Annotated in this window: 9 protein-coding genes; 3 read left to right on the top strand and 6 right to left on the bottom strand. The window is 39.0% G+C overall.

Going from position 1 to position 11434, the window contains the following annotated elements; genetic code table 11:
* Positions 1-18: 18 nt before the first annotated feature.
* Complete coding sequence (locus MKY19_RS12815; RefSeq protein WP_339803307.1) at positions 19-153, bottom strand: hypothetical protein; 135 nt, start codon at positions 151-153, stop codon at positions 19-21.
* 532 nt (positions 154-685) lie between these two features.
* Between MKY19_RS12815 and MKY19_RS12810 the strand changes: the two genes are divergently transcribed.
* Positions 686-1522: a sulfurtransferase gene (locus MKY19_RS12810; RefSeq protein WP_339803305.1), complete on the top strand. Its 837-nt coding sequence runs from the start codon at positions 686-688 to the stop codon at positions 1520-1522.
* A gap of 384 nt (positions 1523-1906) precedes the next feature.
* On the opposite strand, the gene MKY19_RS12805 is transcribed toward MKY19_RS12810, so the two are convergent.
* Both MKY19_RS12805 and MKY19_RS12800 read right to left on the bottom strand, forming a co-directional pair.
* Entirely contained in the window at positions 1907-2842 is a 936-nt protein-coding gene (locus MKY19_RS12805; protein ID WP_339803302.1) for a hypothetical protein, read from the bottom strand.
* A gap of 615 nt (positions 2843-3457) precedes the next feature.
* Positions 3458-4345 (bottom strand): hypothetical protein, encoded by an 888-nt coding sequence (locus tag MKY19_RS12800; RefSeq protein WP_339803299.1) that lies wholly within the window; start codon positions 4343-4345, stop codon positions 3458-3460.
* 670 nt (positions 4346-5015) lie between these two features.
* Between MKY19_RS12800 and MKY19_RS12795 the strand changes: the two genes are divergently transcribed.
* Positions 5016-5669 (top strand): hypothetical protein, encoded by a 654-nt coding sequence (locus MKY19_RS12795; RefSeq protein ID WP_339803297.1) that lies wholly within the window; start codon positions 5016-5018, stop codon positions 5667-5669.
* Positions 5670-6616: 947 nt separating this feature from the next.
* On the opposite strand, the gene MKY19_RS12790 is transcribed toward MKY19_RS12795, so the two are convergent.
* Positions 6617-7819 carry a site-specific integrase gene (locus MKY19_RS12790; RefSeq protein WP_339803294.1) on the bottom strand — a complete coding sequence of 401 codons (1203 nt, stop codon included), beginning with the start codon at positions 7817-7819 and terminating at the stop codon, positions 6617-6619.
* A 1209-nt stretch (positions 7820-9028) separates the two neighbouring features.
* Between MKY19_RS12790 and MKY19_RS12785 the strand changes: the two genes are divergently transcribed.
* Positions 9029-9655, top strand: coding sequence for a hypothetical protein (locus tag MKY19_RS12785; protein WP_339803291.1), 627 nt, complete (start codon positions 9029-9031; stop codon positions 9653-9655).
* A gap of 351 nt (positions 9656-10006) precedes the next feature.
* Here the strand turns inward: MKY19_RS12785 and MKY19_RS12780 are convergent, their stop codons facing one another.
* Both MKY19_RS12780 and MKY19_RS12775 read right to left on the bottom strand, forming a co-directional pair.
* Positions 10007-10147 (bottom strand): hypothetical protein, encoded by a 141-nt coding sequence (locus MKY19_RS12780; protein ID WP_339803289.1) that lies wholly within the window; start codon positions 10145-10147, stop codon positions 10007-10009.
* Between the two features lie 93 nt (positions 10148-10240).
* A complete protein-coding gene (locus MKY19_RS12775; RefSeq protein WP_339803286.1) occupies positions 10241-11272 on the bottom strand; it encodes an S-layer homology domain-containing protein in 1032 nt (343 codons plus the stop codon).
* Positions 11273-11434 lie beyond the last annotated feature (162 nt).

Here is an 11434-nt window from a genome sequence, read left to right as displayed (position 1 = left end):
TTGAAATCGATTTCATTTTCAAGATAAAAAAAAGAAAATAGAATTATGTTTCATTCCTTCCTCTTTCAAAATATATAAAACAGTTTGAGCGAATAAGGCATCCAGTGCAATATGACTCCATTGGACTTTTATTTTTATTGAAATCGATTTCATTTTCAAATAAAAAAAGATAACCTCCTTTCCATTCCTTCCCTCACTATAACCTGTATACAGTTGAAGCAAATAAGCAACGATTGTAATCGATTTCAAATCTATTATAAGAAGGCACCAATAAAAATGTCAACGCTTTCTTTGATGTTTTCATACATACACTTTTTGAGCCAAGTGGATCAGCTTCCTTATGAATTCCCTTAATTTACACCCGGAGTTTTGGCTTACTTCGGCAACTTCTATTAGCGCTGAGTTACTCTTCGTTTTATAGTTCTGAAAAATCTAATAATACTTGTAAAACTGTGTTTATCTACAGATATAAAGTGATTTGGTTTTGTTCAGAATCTAGCACTAGAACCCAACCATGACTCACCCCGGCGCAGGTTCACACCATACAGCGCACTGGTAGCTTGCCTTCAGGATATCGTTTGATCTAATCACTTGAGGACGCAGTTTAAGCTATAAGCTTAAGGTGCGTCCTCATTTATTTTCCGCTATAATGACTCCATACATATTAATAGAAAGAAGGTATCTTATGGAACCAATCGTTTCTACCCGTTGGCTGCTTGCTCGGTTATACGAACCTGAACTGGTTATAGTCGATTGCCGTTTTTTACTTACAGATCCGGAAGCTGGGCGTAAAGCCTATACGGAAGATCATATTCCGGGCGCAATCTATTTTCATCTAGAAGAACAACTCTCCGCTCCAGTAAGCGCACACGGTGGACGCCACCCACTGGCTGAGATCTCGAAGCTAACCACCGTTCTTAGCAAGGTTGGCATTAACAGAGATAGTATTGTCGTTGCTTATGATGATCAAGGTGGTGCCTACGCTTCCCGTCTGTGGTGGATGCTTAAATATTTGGGACATGAACGTGTGTTTGTAATGGATGAAGGCTACTCTGCTTGGAAAAAAGCATCCTTCCCCGTCAGTGATCATCAAGCGGTTAGGATTCCTAGCCAGTATGAAGCAGATGTTCAGAAGAAGATGCTTGTTAGCATGGAAGATGTGCAGAACGTGGTTGAAAACGGTGGCGCACTATTGATTGATTCACGGGAATCCCGGCGCTATGAAGGACTTGAAGAACCCATTGATCCGAAGGCAGGTCATATTCCTGGGGCAATCAATAAGTTCTGGAAAGAAGTGCTGGATGAGCAAGGACGCTGGAAATCAACTGAGGTGGTAAAAGAGCATTATGAAGGAATTGATCCTGAACAAGAGATTATCGTATACTGCGGTTCAGGTGTAAGTGCCTGCCCGAATGTGCTCGCGCTCGGAAAAGCTGGGTATAGGAATGTGAAGTTGTATGCGGGTAGTTGGAGTGATTGGATTTCGTATAGCGAGAATCCAGTGGCTACTGGGGAAAAATAACAACCGCGAGGGATTTGGATAAGTAGTTTTGTGGACTGGACTGGGTGATGAGGAAGATCCCAGTTCAGTTCTTTTTGGGTTATTTTGCAAACAATCTGCAAACAAGAAGTCGAAGAAAATAGTTACAACAATAGCAGAGAATAGTTATAGTAACATGACAGAATCAGGATAGCGTTGTATGAATTCACATCCTCATGACTACAAAAATGTACAGAAAAGATTTCTGAATTCCAATATAACTTATCCCATTACAAAGTTAGCGAGGCAAAGTTATTTTACCCTTTCGTCATGTGCATAGCATATTCTCATCTGACACCGTTCTAAGCACAATAAAAGCCACACCTGTAGTGCGGCTCCTTTAGATTTACAATATTGTTCTGTGGCTCATCTTATCGCATTAACTACTTTATTCTTCCAATTCCCTCTGTGCGTGATTCTAGCAAAGTTTTTGTTAGAACTATTTAAAAGCTCTGTTCTACTTAGTTTACTTAGTTCTTTCCAGTCTTCAAATAAGATATAAAGTGCATTTCCATACCTAATATTCTCTAAAATAACCAAGTTTTCTTGTAGCATTGCACCAATATATTGACTAAAATTACTTTCACCAACGATATATTGAATAGGTTGTAGAGATTCAAAAAATTTAATTCTGTCACTAATAATATCTTGAACTTTAGTTGGCGGGTTTCTAAATTTTGAAATTAAATAATCAATATTCCGCTCAATATTCTGCTCCCCTGGAGGGAAGAGTTCCCAATTAACTTGCAAAGTTCTAATATAGTCATCTTTAGTTGCATCCGCTTCAAATATATTACACACACCAGTATTTTCTTGTAGTAAATTACAGTGAAAAAGCAAATCTTCCTCGTAGGACGGATTTAATCTGTCGATATAATGATCTAGACTAAACTTAATCGTTATTGAGGAATCATCCTTTTCCAGCATTTCTACTATAATCTCTATTTCACGCGGCAACCAATGAGTTTTCTGAAATACCGGACGTGTCCAGGACATATCATGAGACCCTTTACCCCAATCTCCAAAATTGGGCATTTCAACCGAAAAAGATTTGTCAACTTTCGGCAAATCTCGTCGGATTATTGTTCGTCCATTGATATTATAGTTAGAATATCTCCCCACAGATTGACTCGGAAGAATTGAAGATTCTATTTCTATCTCATCATTCGAGATTGATATACCAACATGATTATATAAATTGCTTTGGATTTCATTTATAGAAATTTTCTTAACGCTGCTTACTAGCTGTAGATCCGATTCGAGTTCCTTAGATGTTGTTAAAATACTATCAGGTACTTTCATAAAGTTTTTTTTCCACGGAAATTTAATAATGACCACACCCTTAACTATTTATATTTGGTAAATAAATACTGAGAGAATCACTTAACTTAACCTTTCAGAGGACAAGGATCATTCCCATGACTACCACGCGATTGTACCTTCCATTTTCACCATTAATAAAAAACTCAGCACCTTGGTTTTGCGTAATCTGACGAGCAATGTTGGTAACCTCTTTCTTTGCTCAAGTGATACGAGTTGTCTTTTCATTACCTGCCCCTTTAACAGCCCATTTAACACCGTGTGGTACAACATGTTGATACGGCAAAGTATAAACCCCTAAATAAAAATATGCATAATTAACTTAGTAATATTTTACTACACGACTCAAAGAATATCAATATATTGTGTTCGCGTTTATGAGAACAAAACTATATATTGATCCCCTTTCATTTTTAATGATTTTCCTATTGTCATTCCTGGCTGAAAAATCATGCTTTTCAGCTATTAAATTGCATTAAGCTTTAACGATCAAAAAGCCCCTTAGGGGCTTTTTGACTTACAACAGCAAACATAAAGAATATTGCGCTCGGGTAAGGAAACCGAAAGGTCCTTTAAACACATCAATAATAATAAGTATTAGTCAGGATATGGATTATCCGAAACCGTTCCAGTTCTAACAACTTTATAATATTGATCTTCATTTGCTAAAACGTGTTTATTATGAGTGATATTGACGTTTATACCATCCCCATTTTTGTTTTCTTCCAATAAGCCTAAACAGATAATCGTTACTTTCTTTCCACTGTTTATTGAACGATTAATTGAATTTAAAAATGCTGCTAAAGCGTTTTTCGTAGTTACCCGTGTATCCGCATAGAATGCAGGTGGGAAGTAAGCGTTAATCTGAAGGGTATCGTTTTGCAGTCGAATATAACCATAGTCTTCGTCGTTATTTTCAATAAGTTCAGCATGCAATGCCGTTCCAAGTACACGCTTCCTTTGTCCAAGAAATTCTTTTGTAACAAAATTAGAGTTAATACTCCCGATTCTGATATTTGAATTAATTGGATCGTTTCCTGTTGCAGCTCCATCCGTAGGCACAGGAACTACTTGTTCACCTGAATTTACAACTCTACTTGTACTTCCAGGTTCTTTTATTCTTTTTGGTCGAGGTTTATTCTTATTTTTAAGATCTCTGCTTTTATTTAGAAGTGTACTTAAAATCCACTCATCCGAAACTGATGCATCAACAGGAACACCAATTAACTTTTTCCTTGGTACTTCACCATCATAATCAATATAATATGGACAATCTAAAAGATGCTTGTCACCTTGTCCATTCATTGTACTAAAGAACTTAATTCCATCTTTTCTTTCAGTGAATTTTATTTCCGCTTCACAGTCCTCTGTAATACAGAATAAATGGTCGGCATACTGCGATTGGTATAAGGTATCGTCAAGTTGTTCATAATAGACTTCTTCAACAACATTATCATTAATATAATGTGCCCACTCAATTTTCATACAGTCACCTCGTCCTAGTTCAGATAGCCTATTTCCATAATATCACAAGTCGAAGATTTGTACATATTCGACATTAATTGTCATAAAATGTACATCGTTAACAGGATTAATCTTTAATTTTCAGTATTACTTTTGAATAATAAAATGCAATTTGTCTACCTACTAATAGCATCGCCACTCCCCGTGCAACAAATCGAATCGTCCAATTTCTTCTGTTTTTTAGCTAAAAAGGTCCTTCACGGACAGGTTTGGCCATTTCGTCCTACTTGATGGACATTGACGGCCGACTTGCCATCGGAGAATACGGTAATTACTTGAAATACTCCCCCTTCCGTTCCCCTGAGGGGAACACGTAGCGGATTTCTCTCCTTTACCCCATCGCTCACTGCGTGGCAGGCCCAGCAAGGGTTTGCTTGGCTATAGGATAGCTTTGCTGGTTGGAAACACCCGTCAAGGCTAAATAAACGCTTCGCGGCCTTGACGGGTTCATGGTTCTGGACATCTACTCCAGCTATATCCGGACAACCTATCCCATCATCTTTTGGACTTTATGCGGCAGCAGAAACAGTTTAATAAAACTCCTGTGAAAACAATCTCAATATTATCCGATATAAATAGTAACTATTACTTTATGTAGCTATCCCGGTAATGATAAGGAGGAACTTTTATTATGAGATTTATTAAATCTTGCAAAAAAATGATCTATTCATTTTTAAGTCATTGGTTCATAATGTTAGCGGTCGCACCACTAATAGTAATATGTTTAATAGACATAATTAAATCAGCATGTGGATATACAATTGAATCCCCCATCCGTGGAATTGTACTACTATTCTTAGTATGTATGTTGGTTTACTATCCTTGGTTAAAAACTTTCAAAAACAAGAAAATAATTATTTTTCGTATTGCTGTGTATGAACTATATTTAATACCTGCAATATTTTCATTCTTCGCGCTATTTATAGTAATATCCACAATTGATTTATCTGGTTTTTTTTCCACTTTAATCTTAATGTCTTCAATGACAATCCCCTCACTCCTAATAATATTCAAACGAAGAACCCTCCCTAAAGATGAGGAAAAATACTATTTAAAGACCGTAAGAATTATTTTAGATTATTCAGACGGTATATTTTGGATTATATTAACAGTGGTTCTCTTCGTTTTAATAGGAGATGATGAATTAAATATCAAAGCAGTTATAGATAAAGAAACAGCTTATATTTTGAAGTATCTATTATTCCCATTTATGATACAAATCAAAATTGTGAAGGCACATATTGGTCGAAGAATGTTTAAACTAGAAGATGTAAACACAAAATAGATATCTTAATTCGATATACTTTATTTCCATGCTCAGAATACCCAGCAATCCCACTACAACAATTAGCAGCCACTGGAGATATCTGCATGGTGTTGACAACAACTATCCGTTATTGAATAACTGAACAAGCCCCCTAGAGTCACATTCTAGGGGGAGAGGGAGAAGGGATTATTACAATAGAAATTCTTCACTCTGACAAACAACTGCTTGAATAGGAATTGAAGACTTGTCCGCATTTTTCAGAAGATCATCCAGCTTTTCTGCAGCTTCCTATTGCATTGTCAGAAACAAATGAGAGTACCGGTCCAGTGTGATAGTTATACTCTAATGAACTAGGCGTTCAGCAACTAGATTAATGACACTTCAGCTTTTAGAAAAAGATATGTATTTATCGGCACTACAGGAGATCTTTAAAGACATGTTTCTATGTTCGGAACACGTTGAGATTCGAAGTCATCTGGAGATTATGATGTCTCATTCGCTCAGACTATCAGGCTTTCGTTCGATATGACAGCAAATTTCCGTATATATCAAAATAACTAGAAGAAATAAAAATTAATCCTCCACCTCCCTGGAAGGGCCAGGAGCAAGCCTAACTTGGCAAAGCTAGAGGATCTTGCTTTAAGATAAAATAATATTTATATATTTATTTCATTGTCACTTCGCTGTCACCCGTTGCTATCTCCAGTCACCCCGGTGACAGCACCCAATCCTCCGTATCTAGGGCTCTCAACTCATCCTTTGTCACTCCGTCACCCTCATTATCTGTTCCAAGCCTCTTGCTGTTTCGTTATTGTTTGTTCTTGGGTTGTCGTCGGGTCCCCTGAGTCGCAATGTGACAAAACCCAGTGCGCCGCCCCTTGTCGGCGGATTGGAAGCGATACCACCTCAATAACAAGCAGTGACAGTCAACCTGGGTTAATAGCACCCAAGTGACTGCCACTGGTTTAGTGAAATATTTCTACTGGGTTATACAAGGTGACAACGGGGTAAGGCTGATCTGGAAAGGATACTTCAGCCGCGCTCTTTAGAAGATCATCTAGTTTCTCAGCAGCCTCTTGCTGCATCGTCGGAAACAAGTGTGAGTACCTATCAAGCGTGATAGTAATACTCGAATGACCTAAACGTTCGCTAACTACTTTAGGATGTACTCCTGCTTTTAAGAGAAGACTTGCATGCGTGTGACGAAGATCGTGTAGTCTAATCTTAGGTAATCCGGATTTCCTCAACAGGTCCAACCAACGAGATTCTAAGTAATATGGATTAACTGGAAATCCGTTCTTAGTTTGTACAACCAATCCGTGATTGTTATATTCAGTGCCCTTCTTTTCTGATGTCCTAATATCCCCTTCTAAAAGAAGACGATGCTGCTTAAGAGCATCTATAGTTTGTTGCGGGAGAACGATTGAACGAATACCAGCTCTTGTCTTTGGTTCTTGAAAGATATGTCCAACAAGACCACGAGTGTAAGACCTTCGAACAGTCAACTTACCTGCTTTGAGGTCTATATCATCCCACTTCACCCCGAGAACTTCTCCACGTCGCATACCAGTAGTGGCTGCTAACAAAAAGATAATGTAATAGCGGCTATTCTTCGTAAACTCTAAGAATTTCACCAACTCGTTCTCTGTCCATACCTTCGTCTCAGCTCTAGGAAGCTTGGGAGGTTTTACCAAATCCGATACATTTCTCGTTAACTGCCCCCACTGCACCGCCATCTTTAATGCGTCATGCAGTACCTTATGCACGTGATTAATTGTTTGCGGGGAAAGCTTTCTTTCACCATTTTGTAATCGATCATACATGCTAACCAAATGTTGCGGTGATAAGTTAACCATTTTATATTGCCCTAGTTGAGGAATGATGTGGTAGTTCACCAACCAACGATAGGTCTTGTACGTACCAGGACGAACATTCATTTGTTTCTGCGCTAACCAAGATGTAAAGAAAGTTGCGACATCATCCTTCGTCGGCTCTATGAAAGTATCCGTATTCAACTCATGCAAAGCCTTCGTCAAAGCTTTCTCTGCTTCAACCATTGTCTCAAAGCCACTCTTGCTCTTTTGTCTTCTTTTTCCCGTTTCTGGATGGCGACCATATTCAACTACGTAACACCATTTATTTCCGCGCTTACTTACACAACCTCTCATCGCATACCCTCCTGACTTTCTTATTTTTGCCGTAAAAAAACGCCCGTTCACTTAAAAGCGAACAGACGCGTTCCAATTGTCTTGCTTATTGATGCTTGATTGGTTCTTCCTACAACCTTTAACAATCGAAATAATCCAGCTGTTAAAGATATGCTAATCGTAACAGGGTTATTGGCAACTCAACAATTAGTATGAGAGACTCCTTTATGAAGGGGATGACACCTCCTACTACGTAGTTCCCACGGGTTACTTCCGGCATTAGCCGGAACGTTTCTAACTAGTTCCCTACACCTACACCTATCCTAAACAATCCACACAAACAACAACCAAACTATATCCAACAACTAATCTATCCCCCTACTCTCCACTCCCTCAACAGCACTTACCACCCTCTTCAAATTCAACCTTTACTCACCGATCCCCAACCTCTCTAAATCTCTAATCCCTCTCAAGTCTTCATCTCACAACAAACACAAACAACCGCCAATAGCCTATCAACAAAACTCAAACCTGCTCCGAAACTCTAATAACTTCTCCAACAACACTTTATATCCATGTCTACACCAACTTCAAACAGTCCATGGAGTAAACTATGCTAAGGAATCCCCATTCCAAAGATATCCCCTTAACACTCCATAATTGAACACAAAACAACTGCTCAGATATCTTTGTAAGAGCAAACACTCATAATAATAAGCTTCGTAGATGTGAGTATCCACGCATTCGCTAACCAGCTTACTTCAATTGATCATAAAAATATTTATTGACTACACTTTATTATGGTAATCGTATCATCTCGACATTCCCCTTCAAATTAGCAAAGTTCCAGCGTGCTTCCAATAACCTAGAATCGTGATAAACTCTCCTACTTTCGCTACTGTGTATATCATGTTGGATAATCTTATTCTCACCTATCACTTTAAATCCGTTTAGTCCTGTTAGAGCATTAATACCAAAACCTACTCTAAACCACCTTAGATTCACACTTAAAGAAAGAGAAATTATTCAAGACCATCATGTCTTTCTTTGAAATAGATTACTTCATCTAATAATCATATTCTTTCAAACTAAACTAGAGTCAAAGTATACAATTAATATCGATTGATTTTGTATAGTGGAACACAGAAATTATTACCTATTTAGGATAAACTAAAAGTAATTTGAAAATAGTTCAAGACAGTACATATATTATTTAAGGGAGATTAGTTCATGTTAAAGAAAATTCTTAGAACATCATTGGCGGTTAGTTTAGTAGGTCTACTCTTAGAATCGGGATCTTTGCAAGAAGGAAAGGTTGCAACTGCAGCAGCTGCGCCTACAACTACTAAAGCACCGGTAGTTATGACGGATAATCTTAGTAAATATGGTTTGGAAAAAGAAGTGACGTTCCCACTAACCACAACAGTAAATGGTCTTTCTTACACGATTCACAAGATGATGATTTATGATATCAAGTCAGCAGATGCACAAGCTCTTATGAAAAAGTATAAGTATCCAGCTACAGTGGATTACTATCCTAACGCCAAATATTTCATCTGGACTAAGATTTCAATCGTCAACAACAGTAAAAGCACCATGGGTATCTACGCTAGAGACACAAACAAGAAGTGGAAGTTGGTGCTAGATGAAGGAAAACAATTCGAGCCAGTGATTCCGATGGCTACACTTGGCAAGTTCAATAGCAAAGAGGCCCTATGGGACTTCATTCTTAAGCCAGGGGAGAAGCTTGATACTTACCAAGCTTTTGAGTACGATGGCAGCTTCAAGAGTCTGCGTATTCTCATGACTTATAAAGATAATATGAAAGAGGTATATATTGCCAATTCCCCAAAATAAGCGAGGTCGGCAAGCACCGCCAGCTTGGCGTTTTTAAACTGGTATCCTAGAAATGCCATAGGACTCGTCAAGGGCGGTGTTAGCTGTACTTTACGAATTAAAGATTATTCAGAGACACAGCGCCTATATTCCTCCAATGGGTAGGGGCGTCTGATTTGATTTGGGGGCCAAAAAGCTGGTCTCCCTTGGTCTTTTATGCCCTGGGGAGTATTGTAATGACCCAAAACTTTCCAGGCCAAGGAAAGATATCTTCCGTTTGTCCCGAGCGATTATATCCGACGCCCCTTTACTAAGACATACAAATAGGGCTTCCTACCTTAGAGATAGGAAGCCCTATTTGTTTCAGTTAGACTAAATTATTTCTTCTCCTATTGGCTCAACAAATATTTCTGCATGGCTAGCCATGCCTGGTTTTGCCTTGTCCCTTAATTGCGCGAGATGGGCTTGCAGCTCCTTTTGGTTATTAGTTAAAATGCAGGGCTCTTGTTTCATTAGTAATCACCTCCTCTTCCCAAGTAGAACAAAGAAACCCCAGTCCTTTTGAAGGAGCTGAGGTTCTAGGTTTTGTGGATGGATTTTGAGGCCTTAGTCAACGTAGATTACGACTCTGCCGTAGTTTACAGCTAGGATTTCGAGAACAACGCCACCCGACTTAACAGTAGTGCTGTCTTCTTCTAATCCCTTGGTGATAGCTGCTTTAACATCGGCTCCGTTAGGAAGACCCATAGCACCCATTGCTGCAAGAACTGCTTTTAGACGATCAGGTCTAACTGTATCGGTCTTAGGATCAAGCATCGCGTCCAGCGAAACGACTTGTGTTCCATTGCTGTTGACGGTAGTATCGCTGTAGGTCATGATTACACCGCCAGTAGGAGTTTGAACAAAAGCTTTACCTTGGCTTTTATTATAGCCAACCGAGAAACCTAGTCCATTTACAGCTGCAGAGAGCTTCTTCGCAATTGCCTCCAATGCAGCGTTGTAATCTCCTACTACTTCAATGCCTCCGAGAGGAACTTTATCCTCTCCCAGTTCAACAGTGTCGCTTGGAGTAGTCGGTCTAGTTTGCAGGTCAGTGCTACCTGTTTTATCTAGAACGTTTTTAATGAACACCAATGCCTCAGCACGAGTAAGAGTATCTTTACCCTTGTAGCCGTCCACTGTGTTGGAAGTTTTACCTCCGGCCAAACCATTTAGTAGCATGTACTTGATCGCGTTGTCTCCAGTAAAGTTCTTACCTTGAGTACCGGCGATAATTTCAGCCACCGCTTGGCGAGTAATCTTTGCGTTCCTGTTTGTTCCAACTGGGTAGTTGTTTGCCTTGGCGATCTTGTAAAACGGGTCCGACCAACGTTCGCCAGATGCCGCTTTTTGTTCACCTTCGTACGTCCGGATCAACATACTTATAAACTCTTCCTCAGTTACGACATTGTTTGGCTTGAATGATCCATCTCCATAACCAGAGGTGATCTTATTTCCTGCACCCCACTCAACTGCTGAGTAAGCCCAATGACTCCCGCCCACATCCTTGAAGGCTGTTGCAAATATTGTAGTAGGAGCCGAAATGATTGCTGCTGTCAAAGAAAACCCTACCAGAAGTTTCTTGTACTTCTTGTCCATAAAACATTCCCCCTTCTAAATTCTACGACATTATAACGTTATCAATATTTATTGAACAAGATAATACTCGTACAACTTTAGCTTATGTATTTCACTAATTTTATTTTCTCTGGAGTAATACCGATATTATGTTTAGGACAATTGACCAAAATCATCATTAGG

Origin of the sequence: Paenibacillus sp. FSL R5-0744 (assembly GCF_037972555.1) — a bacterium.
In the GTDB taxonomy this organism is placed as follows: Bacteria; Bacillota; Bacilli; order Paenibacillales; family Paenibacillaceae; genus Paenibacillus_AQ.
Note: the sequence above shows the minus strand (reverse complement) of the source record. Positions and strands in the feature narration are given on the sequence as shown.